Annotated in this window: 13 protein-coding genes; 1 reads left to right on the top strand and 12 read right to left on the bottom strand. The window is 63.6% G+C overall.

Annotation, left to right across the window (positions count from 1 at the left end):
* The 6 genes from ACYG9Y_RS18960 to ACYG9Y_RS18935 all read right to left on the bottom strand — a co-directional run bounded on the left by ACYG9Y_RS18960 (position 1) and on the right by ACYG9Y_RS18935 (position 8,105).
* Positions 1-1,323 (bottom strand): NAD(P)H-dependent oxidoreductase, encoded by a 1,323-nt coding sequence (locus tag ACYG9Y_RS18960; RefSeq protein WP_023668524.1) that lies wholly within the window; start codon positions 1,321-1,323, stop codon positions 1-3.
* 161 nt (positions 1,324-1,484) lie between these two features.
* Positions 1,485-2,588 carry a mandelate racemase/muconate lactonizing enzyme family protein gene (locus ACYG9Y_RS18955; protein WP_023738443.1) on the bottom strand — a complete coding sequence of 368 codons (1,104 nt, stop codon included), beginning with the start codon at positions 2,586-2,588 and terminating at the stop codon, positions 1,485-1,487.
* A gap of 17 nt (positions 2,589-2,605) precedes the next feature.
* Positions 2,606-3,313: a GntR family transcriptional regulator gene (locus ACYG9Y_RS18950; RefSeq protein ID WP_023738444.1), complete on the bottom strand. Its 708-nt coding sequence runs from the start codon at positions 3,311-3,313 to the stop codon at positions 2,606-2,608.
* 180 nt (positions 3,314-3,493) lie between these two features.
* On the bottom strand, positions 3,494-4,648 hold the full coding sequence (locus ACYG9Y_RS18945; RefSeq protein WP_023738445.1) for an efflux RND transporter periplasmic adaptor subunit: 1,155 nt from the start codon (positions 4,646-4,648) through the stop codon (positions 3,494-3,496).
* A gap of 14 nt (positions 4,649-4,662) precedes the next feature.
* Positions 4,663-7,851, bottom strand: coding sequence for an efflux RND transporter permease subunit (locus ACYG9Y_RS18940; protein ID WP_023735605.1), 3,189 nt, complete (start codon positions 7,849-7,851; stop codon positions 4,663-4,665).
* Positions 7,845-8,105 carry a hypothetical protein gene (locus tag ACYG9Y_RS18935; protein ID WP_023738446.1) on the bottom strand — a complete coding sequence of 87 codons (261 nt, stop codon included), beginning with the start codon at positions 8,103-8,105 and terminating at the stop codon, positions 7,845-7,847. Before ACYG9Y_RS18935 ends, ACYG9Y_RS18940 begins: the two co-directional genes overlap by 7 nt.
* A gap of 242 nt (positions 8,106-8,347) precedes the next feature.
* Here ACYG9Y_RS18935 and ACYG9Y_RS18930 point away from each other — a divergent pair, with 242 nt between their 5' ends.
* The gene (locus ACYG9Y_RS18930) at positions 8,348-8,929 is read left to right on the top strand and encodes a TetR/AcrR family transcriptional regulator (protein ID WP_023668517.1); all 582 of its coding nucleotides are present in this window, start codon (positions 8,348-8,350) and stop codon (positions 8,927-8,929) included.
* 439 nt (positions 8,930-9,368) lie between these two features.
* Here the strand turns inward: ACYG9Y_RS18930 and ACYG9Y_RS18925 are convergent, their stop codons facing one another.
* The 6 genes from ACYG9Y_RS18925 to ACYG9Y_RS18900 all read right to left on the bottom strand — a co-directional run bounded on the left by ACYG9Y_RS18925 (position 9,369) and on the right by ACYG9Y_RS18900 (position 16,221).
* Positions 9,369-10,391, bottom strand: a complete 1,023-nt coding sequence (locus ACYG9Y_RS18925) for a LacI family DNA-binding transcriptional regulator (protein ID WP_023738448.1) — start codon at positions 10,389-10,391, stop codon at positions 9,369-9,371.
* A 136-nt stretch (positions 10,392-10,527) separates the two neighbouring features.
* Positions 10,528-11,322 carry an ATP-binding cassette domain-containing protein gene (locus tag ACYG9Y_RS18920; RefSeq protein ID WP_023668515.1) on the bottom strand — a complete coding sequence of 265 codons (795 nt, stop codon included), beginning with the start codon at positions 11,320-11,322 and terminating at the stop codon, positions 10,528-10,530.
* A gap of 4 nt (positions 11,323-11,326) precedes the next feature.
* A complete protein-coding gene (locus ACYG9Y_RS18915; protein WP_023668514.1) occupies positions 11,327-12,313 on the bottom strand; it encodes an ABC transporter permease in 987 nt (328 codons plus the stop codon).
* A gap of 109 nt (positions 12,314-12,422) precedes the next feature.
* On the bottom strand, positions 12,423-13,355 hold the full coding sequence (locus tag ACYG9Y_RS18910; RefSeq protein ID WP_023687083.1) for a substrate-binding domain-containing protein: 933 nt from the start codon (positions 13,353-13,355) through the stop codon (positions 12,423-12,425).
* A gap of 296 nt (positions 13,356-13,651) precedes the next feature.
* Positions 13,652-14,680, bottom strand: coding sequence for an ABC transporter permease (locus tag ACYG9Y_RS18905; protein ID WP_196813737.1), 1,029 nt, complete (start codon positions 14,678-14,680; stop codon positions 13,652-13,654).
* Positions 14,677-16,221: a sugar ABC transporter ATP-binding protein gene (locus tag ACYG9Y_RS18900; protein WP_050593113.1), complete on the bottom strand. Its 1,545-nt coding sequence runs from the start codon at positions 16,219-16,221 to the stop codon at positions 14,677-14,679. Before ACYG9Y_RS18900 ends, ACYG9Y_RS18905 begins: the two co-directional genes overlap by 4 nt.
* Between the last annotated feature and the right edge of the window lie 94 nt (positions 16,222-16,315).

Below are 16,315 nucleotides of genomic sequence, written 5' to 3'. Positions count from 1 at the left end.
TCAGGCGGCGTTGGTCACAAACTGTCCATCCGACTGGTCTAGACGGCGGCGGATCTGCGTTATCACCATCGAATCGTCGGGTACACAATTTTCATAGGTAAGGAAGTCGCCTGTCTTGACCGGCTTGACCACCTTGGCGCGTTCGGCGATCCCGAGCGGCAGCGCGCCCTTGGCGCGGGCGTCCTCCCAGGTCATGGCGAAGCCGCGATAGTCGTTCTCGCCGATCATGCCGAGCGATTGGCCCGCGCCGAGATCGCTCTTGGCCACCGCCACCGCTTCGGCCACCGGGTGGTCGAGCGGCTCCATGTCGGCGCGTTTGTAGACCACGGCGCGCGCCGCCGACAGTGGCACTTCAAGGCTTGTCAGGTGATAGGGACGGTAGATCGTGAAATAGGGGCCCTTGCCGACCTTGAGGTCGACCATGCGCTCCAGCACGCGCGGATGCCTCGTTTCGATGATGCAGAACACGCCGGGCGCCACGCCCTTGCCGATGGAATAGTCGACCACGCCCTTGCGGTGCAGCACGCCGCCATCCTCGCGCGGGCAAAGCACGCTGGCCAGTTCCTCCAGCGTCGCCGTCGGGCCGTGCATGCCCGGCACGTCGGGCACCAGCCCGGTGGCGTTGGCAATCGCCACCATCTCGATCGCCGTCTTGGAACCGTCGACGAACTCGACCAGCATGCGCGCATTCATATTGCGCTCGGCCGCTTCCTTCTCGTAGTCGGCGGGCATGGCGTCGATCTTCAGCGGGTTGTTCTTGCCCTTGCCGGCGGCGATGATGTTGAAGCCGAGGCTCTTGGCGAAGCCGATGATCTCCAGCGTGCAGGCGGGTTCGTCGCCGGCCGCACCGGTGTAGACCACGCCGGCCTTGCGCGCTTCCTCCTTGAGGAAGCGGCCGATCGTAATGTCCGCCTCGACGTTGAGCATGACGATGTGCTTGCCGTTCTTCATCACTTCGAGCGCAAACAGCGTGCCGATGTTGGGATTGCCTGTCGCGTCGATGATGACATCAATGCGGCCGGCCGCGGCCAGCGCATGCAGATCTTCGGTGACAGCGATCTTGCCGGCCTCGATGGCGCGGTCGATGGCAGAGGCGTTCGCAGCCTGGACGATGTCGGAGCGGTCATGGCCGGCGAGCAGTGCGGCATCGATCGCCGCTTGCGGGCGCACCTCGGAAATGGCACCGATCCGCATGCCCGGCATCAGCGCCACCTGGACGACGATGTCGGTGCCCATCTGCCCGGCGCCGGCGAGTCCGATGGTGATAGGCCCTTGGGCTTCAGCGCGCTGCAGAAGTTCCGCTGCAAATTGCGGATGGGCCATATCGCTTCCTCCAGGCATGACGCGCCGCAGCGTCAAATCATCATTTTGAACATTCCTATTTCCATTTGAAAAATATTTCAACCCGCAAATCGGAGAATGGCTGCAGGGCCAAATCTCCCACGGAGGATTCGTGGGGTGACAGCTTCATGCTGGGCTTGATCTCAGCCGATCTCAAGGAAAGGCTTGCCGAGCAGATCGGGCACGACATCGACGCCGAGGCCGGGCCCGTCGGGAATGCCCATGTGGCTGCCGGTGACCGGTGGCGCGTTGGAGGCCGTGCGCACCGTCACCCACTCATGGAAGGCGATGGCGTGCAGCCGGCGTTCTTCCGGCGTCGACAGCGACAGATGTGCCATCGCCGCCGTGTCGATCTCGGCGCCGCCCGTATCCTCGACGGTGATCATGAAACCGAGATCGACGGCGACGTCGCGGATCTGCCTTGTCCTGGTTACGCCGCCAAGCCGCGAGATCTTCAGCGTCAGCCCGTCGGCGGCGCCCAGGCGATGGATTTCCAGCATCGCCTCGAGCGAGATGACGCTCTCGTCCAGCACCATCGGCTTGTCGAGCATGCGGCGCACCGACATGTTCTCCTCGATCGTTGTGCAGGGCTGCTCGAACGTGTAGTCGATGCCGCGCGTTGCATCGGCGAACTGCCGCGCCTGGTAGGGTGTCCAGCCGGCATTGGCGTCGCAGAAAATCACCGTGCCTTTCGGCACGGCCGAAGCGACTGCGCTCACCCGCTCGATGTCTTCATGCACATTGCCGCCAACCTTGACCTGCAGCCGGCGGCAGCCTTCGGCGATGATCCTTTTGGCCAGTGCCGCCATCTGGTCGAGCGTGCCGTGGGTGACGACGCGGTAGGTCTCCGCCATGTCGCTCTCGCGGCCGCCAAGCATGGTCACCAGCGGCACGTCGGCGGCGCGGGCGGCCAGATCCCAGCAGGCCATGTCGAGCGCCGACTTGATATAGGGATGGCCCTTGAACACCGTATCCATCAATCGGCCGATGCCGGCGAGGCCACGCGGGTCCTGGCCGATCAGGTGCGGCGCGATCTCGACCACGCCCGCGCGCGTTCCCGCCGGAAAGGCGGCCGAATAGAAATTGCCGAGCGGCGCCATCTCGCCCCAGCCGGTTACGCCGCTGTCGGAGGTGATGGCGACGATCACCGCGTCGAAACAGTCGGCCACACGCCCCTTGGACATGAGGTAAGGCCCGTCCACGAAGGGCTGCACGACGCGATAGGCCTTGATGGATTTGATCTGCACTTGTCTGTCCATTGTCTCTAGGTGTTGAGGAGGGTCAGCCCTTCGATGTTCCGCTGCTCGAGGCCACGCGCATAGGCAAGCAGCTCTTCGAAATCGAGGTCGATATGCTCGCGCGCATGGCGCTGGGCAGCGCGCATGTCGGCGCCCTTCAAGAGCCGCACATAGCTCTCGTGGAGATCTTCGGCCGGCACCGGCTCGTTGCGGGCCCGCTGGTGCAGGGCAAAATACATCTGCAGCCGACTGGTCAGCCGCTGCCAGGTTTCCAGCAGCACCGAATTGTCGGCCCATTCATAGATCAGCCCGTGCAATTGCAGCGCGGTCTCGATCTGGCGGGTGGTGTCGCGCGCGCGCGTTGCCTGCTTCACCGCCTCGTGGCGGCGGTCGAGTTCGTCGAAGAAGCGCTGGTCGCGCAGCTTCCATGTCCGCTCGATGGCGAATTCATCGAGCACCTTGTTCAGCGAATAGGCGTCGTCGATGTCTTTGGCGGTGACATCGATGACGAAGGTGCCGGCATAGGGAATGCTGGTCAGGATGCCTTCCTGCACCAGCTCGCGCATCGCCTCGCGCAACGGCGCACGGCTGACCCGCATCTGCTCGGCGATCCTCAGCTCGTTGAGCTTTTGGCCGGGTTCCAGCTGGCCGGTCAGGATCGCCCGCCGCAACAGCGCGACGATCTCGGCTCGGCGTGTCGTATCCGCGATCGGATTGAAGTCCAGCTTGGCCATTCCGTCACTCCAGTGAGAGCCGGAAACAGACAAGCAGATTGTCGACAATCCTACAATATGTCTGTTCCGGATTCTTGTGCCTTGCGGTTACTCCAAAAACGGCGTGCGGCGCTCCATAAAAAAACGGCGCCCTCGGCGTGGAAGCCGAAGGCGCCGCAGGACCGGGGCTGATGGGGGTTATCAGCTGGCCGGTTTCTCCTGGGGCAACGGCGAGATCGGCATTCCTGGTCCGATCTTCTGCAGATTGCCCGTTATCACCTGGTCGCCTTCGGCAACGCCGCTGAGGACCGCCACAAGGTCGCCGCTGGTCGCGCCAAGCGAGACGATGCGCTGGTCGACCGTGTTGCCCTTGCCGACGACATAGACATATTTGCCGAGCTGGCTCGAACCCAGCGCCACCTGCGGCACCATCAGCGCGTCGGGCAGCTGCTTGATGTGCAGCCGCACGCGGACATACTGGCCCGGCAGCAGCGAGAACTTCGCATTGCCGATGGTGGCGCGCGCCGTAATCGTGCCGGTCGAGTGGTCGACCGTGTTGTCGATGAAGGTGAGTTCGCCCTTCTGGCTGGCTTCGGTCTCGCCGGGCAGCAGCACCTCGACCTCGATCGGGCCGGCGGCCCCGGCCCGTTCGATTTCGGCCAGGTCCGTCTCGCTCGGATTGAAGGTGACGTAGATCGGGTCGAGCTGCACCAGCGTGTTCAGCACCGTACCGGCGACGCTGACCAGCGTGCCGACCGAAGCCTGGTTGCGGCCGACGCGGCCGGCAAACGGAGCGTGGATTTCGGCGTAGCTCAAATTGAGCTCGGCCGTGCGCACCGCCGCCTGGTTGACGGCAAGCGACGCTTCGGCCTGGCGCAAGGTGCTCGTACGCTGGTCGAACCCATCCTTGGCCAGATAGCCGCTCTTGGCGAGTTCGGAGCCGCGGCCGAGATTGGAGCGCGCATAGTCGAGGCTCGCCTGGTCGCGCTGCACTTCGGCCTTGGCCTGGTCGAGAGCCGCCTTGAAGTCGTCAGGCGAGATCTTGTAGAGCAGATCACCCTGGCGCACATCCGCGCCGTCCTTAGCCGTCTGCTCCTGCAGATAGCCGGGCACGCGGGCCTGCAAGGTGACGCTGCGGATCGCCTCGATGCGGGCGGCGTAGTCAAGGTAGATCGGGATCGTCTTCTTGACCACGCTCGTCACCGGCACCGGCATGACGAATGCCGCAGGTGCTGCCGTCGCTGCCGCCGTGCCGGCATTGAGGCTGAGATTGCCCATGTCGAGGAAGTGGACGCTTGCCACCGAGATCGCTCCCAGGGCGACGGCCGTTCCCAAAGCTATTTTCCATTTACGCATTTTGGTCTCCAATTCTATTCGGCTGCTTCGGCCAGGCGCATCGGCGCTGGTTCGGCAGTCGGTTCATTATTGTCCTGGTCATGAGCAGCGTTCGGTTCGCTGCGCACGCGGCCTTCGCGCAGCTGTTCGATGACCGCGTAGAAGACTGGCACGAACACCAGCGACAGGATGGTCGCCGCGACCATGCCGCCAAACACGGTGGTGCCGATCGACTGCCGGCTTGCCGCACCCGCACCCGTCGCAAACATCAGCGGCAGCACGCCGAGAATGAAGGCGAAGGCCGTCATCAGGATCGGCCGCAGCCTCAGCCGCGCAGCTTCCATCGCCGCGTCGACAATGCTCAGTCCCTCCTCGCGCCGCCGCCTTGCAAACTCGACGATCAGGATCGCGTTCTTGGCGGCGAGGCCGATCAGCATGACGAAGCCGATCTGCGAGTAGACGTCGATCTGCATGCCGCGCAGGAACAGGGCTGCGAAGGCGCCGAACAGGGCCAGTGGCACCGCCAGCAGCACCATGAACGGCATCGCCCAGCTCTCATACTGCATCGCCAGGATCAGGAAGACGAAGACGATGGCGAGGCCGAAGACGACCGACGCGATCGATCCTGCCTTGAGCTCCTGGAAGGTGATGCCGGTCCATTCGAAACCGAAATCCCTGGGCAAAGCGGTGGCGGCGGCCCGTTCCATCGCGGCAACCGCCTGGCCCGACGAGAAGCCGGGGGCTGCGCCGCCATTGATCGTGGCCGAGGCGTTGTTGTTGTAGTGCGGCACGGTTTCCGGGCCGACGAACGGCACCAGTTTGCCCAGTGTGCTCAGCGGCACCATGCCGCCGGAGGCGTTGCGCACATAGAGCCGCGAAAGGTCGCCTGCGTCGGCACGTGCATCCTTGTCGGCCTGGATGGTCACCCGGAAGGTGCGGCCGAACAGGTTGAAGTCGTTGACGTAGAGCGAGCCGAGATAGATCTGCAGCGTGTTGAAGACGTCGGGCAGGTTGAGGCCGAGCAGTTTGGCCTTGCTGCGGTCGAGGTCGTAGTTGAACTGCGGCGTCGAGGTCGAGAACGGCGAGAACAGCTGCTGCGGGTTGATTTCCGGCTGCTTGCGCGCCTCGGCGATCACGGCTTGCGTCGCGTCGTTGAGGGCTGAACTGCCTCGCCCGGTGAGGTCCTCGACGACGAATTCGAAGCCGCCCGTGGTGCCGATACCCGGGATCGAAGGCGGATCGAAGGACAGCGCGAAGGCTTCCGGAATCTGCATCAGCTTGCCGCGCACATCGGAGACGAGCTTGGACGCGCTCTGGTCGGGGCCGCGCTCTTCCCACGGCTTCAGGATGGCGAACTCGACAGCCGAGTTCGACTGCGCCGCACTGGTCAGGAAGTTCAGGCCGCTGATCGAGCCGACAATCTCGACGCCGGGTGTTGCCTGCAATATGTCGCGCGCTTTCTGCGCCACCGCATCGGTGCGTTCCAGCGAGGCGCCGTCAGGCAGCTGGATGACGACGAAGAAGTAACCCTGGTCCTCGACCGGAAGGAAGGTCGAGGGCAACTTCTGCCAGACGAAGTAGGTGGCCACCAGGCCGGCCGCGAACAAGCCGAGCATGATCCAGCGCAGCCGGATGAGGATACGCACGCCGTGCGCATAGGCATGCGACAGTCTGTCGAAGCCCGTGTTGAACCAGCGGAACGGGGCGAACTGCGTCTCGCCGCGATGGCGCAGGAAGGCGGCGCTCAGCGCCGGGCTGAGCGTCAGCGAGTTGAAGGCGGATATGCCGACCGAAATCGCCACCGTCAGCGCGAACTGATTGTAGAGCTTGCCGGAGACGCCGGGAATGAAGGCAACGGGCACGAAGACGGCCATCAGCACTGCGGTGGTGGCGATGATCGGTCCGGTGACCTCGGCCATCGCGGCCTTGGTCGCCGCCAGCGGTTTGAGGCCCGCCTCCAATTGTCGCTCGACATTTTCGACCACCACGATGGCGTCGTCGACGACGAGGCCGATGGCCAGCACCATGCCGAGCAGGGAGAGCATGTTGAGCGAGAAGCCCATCATTTCCATGACGACCATCGTCGCCACCAGCGACACCGGAATGGCGATGGTCGGGATGATCGTCGTGCGCCAACTCTGCAGGAAGATGAACACCACGGCCACGACCAGCACCAGCGCTTCGCCAAGCGTGATCAGCACGTCATGCATCGATGCCGACACGAAGCGCGTGGTGTCGTAGTGCATGGCGTAGCTGACGCCCTTGGGGAAACGGGCCGACAGTTCCTGCATCTTGTCCTTGACGTGCTGCTGCAGATCGAGCGCGTTGGAACCGGGCATCTGGTAGACGGCCAGCACCACCGTCGGGTCCTTGCCAAAGAATGCCGACGACGAATATTGCAGCGCGCCGAGCTCGATGCGGGCGACGTCGCGCAGTCGCACCAGCGAGCCGGTGCCGGTGTTGGCGCGCACGACGATGTCGCCGAACTCCTTGGGGTCGCTCAGGCGGCCGACGGCGTTGACCTGCATCTCGAAGGCGGTGCCGGCGGGCGCCGGCGACTGGCCGATCTTGCCGGCCGCCACCTGGACGTTCTGCTCCGAGATGGCGTTCTGGACGTCGACAGCGGTGATGCCAAGATTGGCGAGCTTGTCCGGGTCGAGCCAGACGCGCATCGAATAGCGGCGCTCGCCGAATATCTGGACGTCGCCGACGCCAGGCAGCCGCTTCAGCGGATCGACGACCTGCAGATAGGCGAGGTTGCTCAGCGCCACCGGATCGACCGAACTGTCGGGCGAGGTCAGGTTGACGATGAGGACGAAATTCGGGTTCTGCTTCTTGATCGTCACGCCACCCTGGTTGACGATCGCCGGCAGCGACGAGGCCGCTTGCGAGACGCGGTTCTGGACGTCGACGGCCGCGGTGCTCAAGGAATAGCCGACATCGAAGGTGATGGTGATGGTCGAGGAGCCGTCATTGGAACTCGACGACGACATGTAGGTCATGCCTTCGACGCCGTTGATCTGCTGCTCCAGCGGCGTCGTCACCGTATCGGCGACCACTTGCGCGCTGGCGCCCGGATAATGCGCGCTGACCACGACCTGCGGCGGCGTGATGTCGGGAAACTGCGAAACCGGCAAAAGGAAATAACAAATCGTCCCGGCGAGCACCATGATGATGGCGATGGCCGAGGCGAAGATCGGACGATGGATGAAAAAGTTTACCACGACACGCAAACCTCTTTAGAAGAACCGGCCTCTCTAAAAGAATTGGCAGACCGGGACAGCCGCCGGCTGCGCACCGAACCCGGGTCCTGCAAAAAATACGAAGACGGCGCCGCGCCGCTGAGGCCCTGCTCATCGGCCACGGTCCTCAGCATCGCTTCGAAGGCGCGCGGGTTGACGCGGTCCGCTTTCATCACCAGCCGGATCATCGGATCCAGGATGGCTTCATCGATGGTCAAATCTTTGCGCTGCGACATTGGAGCGTCTCCATTCCAGCGATTCGCATCGGACGATCGCGAACCGGTTTTCATCTCTTCACCGGCCGGAGCCGCATGACCTGCAATTTTCACCCTTTGTGATCTGGCAGGACCAGTTCACGGCCTTGTTATTGACGGAAGGCCACATAGGTGTTACCAGTAAGTAACATTCGGATAGTTACAGACCGGTAACACCCTAGTCAAGAGGTGAACCGAATTTTTAGGGAGACAAGGAGACTGCGATGGCAGACGGCATTACCGATCGCGTGCGCCCCCGGGACCGAATCCTGGAGACGGCGCAGGACATGTTTCACAAGCATGGCATCAAGGGCGTCGGTGTCGACGCCATCACGGAAGCCGCCGGCACCAACAAGATGACGCTCTACCGTCATTTTGAGTCGAAGGACGAACTGATCGTCCAATGCCTGCGCGCGTCGGCGGCTAAAGGCGCCGCGATGTGGGACCAATTCGAGGCTGAGCATCCCGGCGACAAGCTCGCCCAGTTGCATGCCTGGATTCGCATGGCCGCTGCTTGCCTGGCGGCTGACGGTCGCGGCTGCGACATGGCCAATGCCGCCGCCGAATTGACCGAGCCGGACCATCCCGCCAGGAGCGTGATCAAGGAGCTCAAGAGCGCTCAGCGCGATCGCCTCGTTGCGCTGTGCCGGGATGCGGGCATCGGTCAGGCCGAGCTTCTGGCCGATACGCTGTCGCTGCTGTTCGAAGGGGCGCGCGTCAGCGTGCAGACCATGGGCTGCCAGGGCCCCAGCACGCAGTTCGTGCGCATGGCTGAAGGCCTGATCAGCTCTTTCAGGGCGCGCTGAATTCCAGCTCACCGAGTTTGCAAGGCCCCCTCATCCGGCCGCTTCGCGGCTAGCTCCTCCCCGAGGGGAGAAGAGGCTGGCGCCGGCGCTGATGATCTCCTTTCGCTTTGGCGAGAGGTCGGATTGCAGCGAATTGCTCTTTGCAACTCGGTCGCGGCAATCCGGGTGAGGGGCTTTGGATATGCCAAGTTTCATTTGGGAATGAAAAAAACCCGCTGCCGGGAGGAGGTGGCAGCGGGCTCGATTTCGAACGAGATGCGGGAGGAGGTGCACCGCGCTCAGCGTCGGCATCGCATCTGGGAGGAGTAGATGGCCGACACCCAGATGAGTACGGGTTGCCCAATGATTCGGCAACAATGAAAGTTGCATGGCTGCTGTGCAGATTTGCGGCATCTGCCCGACTTGTCATACAAATCGGAAAAACCGCCACGGCGCGAAATCACTGCACCGGCACGTTTTCCTTGAAGATCAGCCGTGGCTCGATGAACTTCTTCGTCAGGTAGGGCGCGGCGGACGCGATCGAGCCGAGCAGGCGGATCACAGATTGCTCCGCGATCAGCCGCGCATTCTGGTCGATGACGACATCGGCGAGGTCGTCAACGAGATAGCCGCGCGTTTCCTTGGTCAGGTCGTGGCAGATGAAGACCGGCTTCTTCTTTGGCTTGGCCTCAAGCAGCGCTCTCGCCACACCTGAGCGCCCGGCGCCGACGCAGTAGATGCCGAGCAGTTCCGGCTCGTTGTGCAGCGCCTGCATCGTTGCGGTGTAGCTGCCCTCCGGTTCGTCATTGATCTCGACCGCACTCGAGACCGTGAGATTGGGGAATTCCTCTGTCAGCACCGACCGAAAGCCCATCTCGCGCTCCTCGTGCCCGCGATAGGAACGCGAGCCGACGACCATCGCCAGATGACCCTGGCGGCCATTGAGGAAGCGCCCCATCAACAGCGCCGCCGTGCGTCCGGCAACCCGGTTGTCGATGCCGACATAGGCCGAACGCGGGGCGGCTGGAACGTCGGAGACCAGCGTGACAAGGCGGATGCCTGCCTCGACCACATCGCGCAATATGTTGCGCGTTCGCGGATGATCGACGGCAATGACGCCGACGCCATTGGCCTTCAGCGACAGATTTTCAACCGCCGCCTGCAGCGCTGCCGGCGAGATGCCGCCGAGATTGTGGATCCGGCACGAGGCGACCAGCGGCAGGCGCCCCGCATAGTCCTCGATGTGCCCGGCGAGGTCGATCATGAAACCGTTGGCGCCGATCGGCAGGAAGAATTCAAGATGCGCCGGCCGCGACGGCAGCGTCACCTGATCGACCACCGGCAAATAGCCGAGCTGCTTGGCCGCCTCCATCACCCGTTGGCGGTTGGCGGCGGTCGCGCCGGCCCGGTTGTTCAGAACCCGGTCGACGGTCGCGGTCGACAGGCCGCAGCTCCTGGCTATGTCGGCAACGGTGGCTTTCATGGCTGTAGTCATAGAGCATGATCCCGAAAAGTGGGAACCGGTTTTCTCGGACAAAAGGGAACCGTTTTGTCAAAAGGTCATGCTCTACAACGAGTTAGAGCGGATGCGTTTCCGTGCCAGACGGCGCGAAGACGGTTCAGCCGTGCGATGGCCCGCCTTCGATGATGGCGTCGCGGATCTCCTTGTCCGACATCCCGGTGATGATGCGTTCGACCTCGGCCACGCTGGTCTTCTTCGGGTCGATGTCGTCGGCCACCACCTTGCCCCGGCGCATGACGACGATGCGGTCGACCACCTGGAAGACATGGTGGATGTTGTGGGCGATGAAGATGCAGGAATGCCCGGAATCGCGCGCGTTGCGCACGAAGCTCAGCACGCCTTGCGTCTCGGCGACGCCGAGATTGTTGGTCGGCTCGTCGAGGATGATCAGGTCGCTGTCGAAGTGCATGGCGCGCGCGATGGCGACGGCCTGCCGCTCGCCGCCGGACAGGGAGCCGATCGGCGTCGTCGGCGGGATGTTCTTGGAGATGCCGACCTGTTTCAGCAGGTCGCGGGCGACATTGTTCATCGCCTCCTGGTCCATGCGGTTCAAAAAACGCGGCGGCTTGATCGGCTCGCGGCCGAGGAACAGGTTGCGCGCGATCGACAGCTGCGTCACCAGTGCCGAATCCTGGTAGATCGTCTCGATGCCGTGCGCGATGGCGTCGCTGGTGCTGCGCAGATTGACCTTCTTGCCGCGGATGAAAATGTCGCCGCTGGTCAGCGGCACCGCCCCCGACAACACCTTGATCAGCGTCGATTTGCCGGCGCCATTGTCGCCGAGCAGGCCGACGATCTCCCTTTCGTTGACATGAAAATTGGCGTCTTCGAGCGCCTGCACGCGCCCGTAGGACTTTTTGATGTTGGACATGCGGATGAGCGGTTCAGCCATGGTTCTAGGTCCCTGCCTGATGCCGGCGTTCCAGCCATGAGTGCAGCGCCATCATGCCGAGGATGATGGCGCCGATGAAGATGTTGTAGGCCAGCCCGGGCACGCCGATCAGCACGATGCCGTTGCGCATGACGCGCAGGATGAGGATGCCGAGCACGGTGCCGATGATGGTGCCGCGCCCACCGGTCAGCGCCGTGCCGCCGATCACCACCATGGCGATGACTTCGAGCTCGTAGCCGGTGCCGCTGTTGGGGTTGGCGGCCGACGTGCGCAGCGACGAGATGACGCCGGCAAGCGAAGCCATCACCGACGACAGCACGAACAGGCCGATCTTGACGCCGCTGACGTTGACGCCGCGCGCCCTTGCGGCGCCTGGATTGCCGCCGGCTGCCTGGATCCAGTTGCCGGTCCGGCTTTGCGTCAGCACGTAGCCCAGTGCGATGGCCGCCGCGATGAACCAGAAGAGCGACATGTAGATGCGGAACGGGCCGATGAAGAAATCACCGACCAGCGCTTCGGCCAGCCAGCTGCCCTCGGCGCTCCACGTCCGCTGCGGAAAGCCGTCAGTGACGAACAGCGCGGTGCCGCGCACCACCAGCAGCATGCCGAGCGTCACCAGGAAGGATGGGATTTTCAGCTGCGTGACGAACCAGCCATTGACCAGGCCGATGAAGGCCGCGATCAGCAGCGCGGCGAGGAAGCCGACCTCCAGCGAGGTCAGGCCGCTGTTGAACAGCGTCCACATCAGCACCGGCGAAAAGCCGAACAGCGAGCCGACCGACAGATCGAATTCACCCGACGTCATCAACAGCGTCATCGCCAGCGCGATCAGCCCGAGCTCGACGGTGAAGGCCAGCGTGTTGGAGATGTTCTGCGGCGACAGGAAATCGTGGTTGATGCTCCAGAACACCGCGATTTCGACGATGAGCAGAACGAAGGGCCCGAATTCCGGCCTCGCGATCAGGCGTTGGATGAGCGAACGGTTTTCCACTGATAACCTGCGACAGGAAGGGGAAGGCTGAGCCCAGCGCGCAACGCGAAGGGCTCGGCGAAAAGACAGTCGCGACCGCGGCTGCGGCCGCGACTGTTGAAGGTCTGGGTTATTTGCCGGACAGGATGTCGTCGTAGACCTGCGCGGTGTCCTTTTCATAGAGCGCGCCGGTGATGACGTTGAAGCCCGGAGGAATGCCTGACGCCGCCATGTTGGCCAGCGACAGCGCGACGTAGCTGGTCGCCTGCGGGTCCTGCCACTGGCCGGCATTGACGTAGCCGGTCAGCACTTCCTGGGTGGTGTCGAGCGAGTTGCCCCAGCCGACGACCGGGATTTCGCCCGGCTTGATGCCGGCCTGGTCGAACACCCGCTTGATCGAGCCGGTGACCAGATCGCCGAGGCCGATGATTGCCTTGACCTTGGCCTTGTTGGCGGTGAGATAGTCGACCATGCGGTTGATGGCTTCGGCCTGGTCGAGGGTCGCTTCGGTGATCTCATAGGTGATCCCCAGCGGTTCGAAGACGCTCTTGATGCCTTCCTCTTCCTGGACGCCGTAGGTGGCGCCGGGGATTTCGACCGGCATCCAGACGAAGTCGCCCTTCTTCACCAGGCCCTTGTCGACCAGATATTGCGCCCAGTGCTTGCCGAAGGTGACGTTGTCGCCGCCGACATAGGCGTCGAAGCTTGCCTTGGGATCGGGCGTGTTGAAGTTGATGATCGGGATCTTGGCCGTGTTGGCTTCCTTGGCGATTTCGATCAGGCTGCCCGGATCGGGGCTGGTGGTGACGATGCCGTCGGCCTTTGCCGAGATCGCGGCGCGCACGGCCTCCTGCTGCGAGGCAACGTCGCCATTGTGGAACGAGGTGTTGACGGTGTTGCCGGTGTCCTTCGCCCATTGCTTGGCGCCGGCCAGGAAGTAGGTCCAGACCGGGTCGGCCGGGCCGCCATGCGAAATCCAGTAGAACGTCTTGGCCTGTGCCGCCGCCGGAACGGCCAGCGCCACAATCAAGCCAAGCACGAGTAATCGTAGCCTCGTCAGCATTTGCTTTCCTCCCATGTTGAAAAACGACCTCCACGTCCGGCGATGATCCGGGCCATGCCCTTGATCCTCTCCTCCTGCCAGCGCCGACCCGGATGCGCAGAGCATCTTCTTTTGCGGCCGATGGCAAGCCTCCATCCGCCCAATGGATGGTGGCGCGATGCAACGCGCCATCATCGATCCCATCAGATCGCATCAGTTAGAGGGCGATTCCAGGAAAAGTGTGAAACGGTTTTCCGTCCGGAATTGCGTCAACCAAGAGATAGAGATATTTCCCGGCAAGCAGGCGGGGCTTAAACTCAGGCGCGCGGATTTTCCTGAAAGCGCTCGGCCTGGCGGTTGCGCAGCACCTTGGCCAGCCGGTCGAGCGCGAGCGCCAGCACCATCACCGCGCCGATCACGAAGGGGCTCCATGCGGCGTCGATGCCGAACAGGGTCACGCCGCTCAAGATGACCTGGACGATCAGCATGCCGATCACCGCACCGAAGACGGTGCCGCGCCCGCCGGAAAGCGAGGTGCCGCCGATGATCGCCGCGGCAATCGCCATCAGCACGAAACCGCCGCCTTGGTCGACGTCGGTAACGGGAGAGCCAAGCCACAGCGCGCCCGCCAGCCCCGAGACGATGCCCATCAGCACCAGCGTCTGCAGCCGCACAGCACCGGTCGGGATGCCGGCATAGAGCGCCGCCTGCGGATTGCTGCCGACGGCCTGGATCCGGTAGCCGAAGCGGCTGCGGTGAAGCACGAGGTGCATCACCACCGCCATTGTGACGAAGACAAAGACAGCCGTCGGCACAAGGCCGAACAGCTTGCCGTGAACGATCTCAAAGAAGTCGCCGCCTGGGCTGGCCGGAGCTGTCGCTTGCATCTTGACGGCCACCGCCGCCAGGCCCCGGAACATTGCAAAGGTGCCCAGCGTAACGACGATGGCCGGCAGTCGCAGCGCCACCACCAGCAGGCCGTTGACGAGGCCGAGCCCGGCGCCGAGCAGCACGCCGGAAAGGGCGGCAAGCCACGGGTCGATGCCGGCGGCCAGAAGGAATGCGGTGAGAAGGGCCGCGAGATGGAATATCCAGCCGACGGAAAGGTCGATCTCGCGGAGTGCGAGCACGAACACCATGCCGATCGCCAGCATGCCGGGATACGCAGCGGTTTCCAGCAACGACAGCACATTGGCCTCGTCGAGGAAATCCGGCCGGGCAAAGCCTGTAATCGCCACAAGGACAACGAGCCCGATGAGCGGCCTGAGTTCGACGGGCAGGTGAAGGCTGCGCTTCGGGTGGGCAGCCGAACCGGCAAGCTGTAGCATGGGATCCAATCGTGTCATGCCATGGCTCCCACGAGTTTCTTTTTCGGCCGCTCCGCCTCCGGCATCTCGCCGGTGGTGGTCAGTTGCAGCACTGTCCTTCGCTTCATCTCGGCGCCGGACAGCTCGCCGGCGACCCGGCCGCGGTGGAAGACAAGGACGCGGTTGCTGAGGTTGGTCAGTTCGGACGGCTCGACCGAACGCAGCAAAACGATACAGCCATTGGCCGCCATCTGCCGGATCAGCGCATAGATCTTGCGCTTGGCAGCCGCCTCGATACCGCCAGCCGGATTGTCTAGGAGCAGCACTTGCGGCGCCGTCTCCAGCCATTTGGCGATTACGATCTTCTGCTGATCGCCGGCCAGCAGCGAATTCACCGGCGCGTCCGGCAGGCCCTTGATGCGCAGCGCATCGATCTGCCTTGCGGCGGCGGCGATCGCGGCCTTGGGCGAGTAGCGGCGAGACCCCCAGTTGCGGGCGCCGGTAGCGATGTTGCCTATGTTGAAGGCCAGCGACCGGTCGGGCATCAGGCCGTTGCACAGGCGGTTGGCCGGCACCAGGCCGATGCCGCGCCGCGCCGCTTCGGTCGGATTTCCAGGCAAGCCGTAGCCGTCGGGGAGCCGCACCCTGCCGCTTTGCGCCTCGCGCAGGCCAAACAGCATCTCGAACAGGTCTTCAACGCCCGACCCCTCAAGCCCGGCCAAGCCGAGGATCTCGCCGGAGCGGGCGGTGAAGCTGACGCCGGAAATCCGGCCGCCGCTCAGACCCTCCACCGTGATCCGCGGCCTTATCGTGCTGGCATTGGCCGGCAGTGCAGGCGGGAACAGGCTGCCGCGCTGCTGGCCGATCATGGCGTCGATCACATCGGCTTCGCTCAACGCCGAGCGCTCACTTGTCAGCACGTCACGGCCGTTGCGCATCACGGTGACCTGGTCTGCGATCGCAAACACGTCCTCCAGCCGGTGCGAGACATAGAGCACGCTCGTGCCCTTGGCCTTGAGGTCACTTAGTACGGTGAACAGGTGCTCGGTCTGGCGCCGGTCGAGCGCAGAATTCGGTTCATCGAGGATCAGCAGCCTCGGGCCTTCCAGAATTGCGCGGCCGAGTTCGACATAATGCCGTTCGCCCATGCCGAGTTGTCCCACAGGAGCGTGGACATCGACGTCGAGCTTGAGTTGCCGAAGCAAGGTGCGGCTGCGTGCCTCCATTTCGCGCCTGGAGACGAAGCCATTGCGCAACGGCTCGCGATTGACGAACAGATTGGCCAGCACCGAGCGGTCGGCAAACAGACTGAGCCCCTGGTGGACGACGCCGAAGCTGTGCTTGCGTGCAGCGATCGGGCTGTCGACGGTGACTATCTGGTCGCCGACACGGATGGTGCCGCTGTTGGACCGGAGCACGCCGGCAAGCACCTTCACCAGCGTCGACTTGCCGGCGCCGCTTTCACCGACGACAGCATGGATCGTCCCCTGTCCGACAGACAGGTTCATATCCCTTAGCGCGAAAACGCCGCCATAACGCATGGCGAGATTGCGCACCGATATCATCGGCAAACCGAGCATGCGATTCGGCCCCCACAGACCGCGCCCCGATCCTGGAGCGAATTTCCGATACAGTCACCCGGATTCCGCTAACAAACGGCTTACGAATCCCGGA

This window comes from Mesorhizobium sp. W050 (assembly GCF_054719535.1).
The sequence above is the reverse complement of the archived record's forward strand: the minus strand, read 5'-3'. Positions and strand labels throughout refer to the sequence as shown.

Bases quoted from the DNA above. Each gene is read 5' to 3' on its own strand.
- ACYG9Y_RS18945 (WP_023738445.1), bottom strand. From the start codon at position 4,648: ATGCGTAAATGGAAAATAGCTTTGGGAACGGCCGTCGCCCTGGGAGCG.
- ACYG9Y_RS18910 (WP_023687083.1), bottom strand. From the start codon at position 13,355: ATGCTGACGAGGCTACGATTACTCGTGCTTGGCTTGATTGTGGCGCTG.
- ACYG9Y_RS18960 (WP_023668524.1), bottom strand. From the start codon at position 1,323: ATGGCCCATCCGCAATTTGCAGCGGAACTTCTGCAGCGCGCTGAAGCC.
- ACYG9Y_RS18905 (WP_196813737.1), bottom strand. From the start codon at position 14,680: ATGACACGATTGGATCCCATGCTACAGCTTGCCGGTTCGGCTGCCCAC.
- ACYG9Y_RS18935 (WP_023738446.1), bottom strand. From the start codon at position 8,105: ATGTCGCAGCGCAAAGATTTGACCATCGATGAAGCCATCCTGGATCCG.
- ACYG9Y_RS18950 (WP_023738444.1), bottom strand. From the start codon at position 3,313: ATGGCCAAGCTGGACTTCAATCCGATCGCGGATACGACACGCCGAGCC.
- ACYG9Y_RS18925 (WP_023738448.1), bottom strand. From the start codon at position 10,391: ATGAAAGCCACCGTTGCCGACATAGCCAGGAGCTGCGGCCTGTCGACC.
- ACYG9Y_RS18900 (WP_050593113.1), bottom strand. From the start codon at position 16,221: ATGCTCGGTTTGCCGATGATATCGGTGCGCAATCTCGCCATGCGTTAT.
- ACYG9Y_RS18920 (WP_023668515.1), bottom strand. From the start codon at position 11,322: ATGGCTGAACCGCTCATCCGCATGTCCAACATCAAAAAGTCCTACGGG.
- ACYG9Y_RS18930 (WP_023668517.1), top strand. From the start codon at position 8,348: ATGGCAGACGGCATTACCGATCGCGTGCGCCCCCGGGACCGAATCCTG.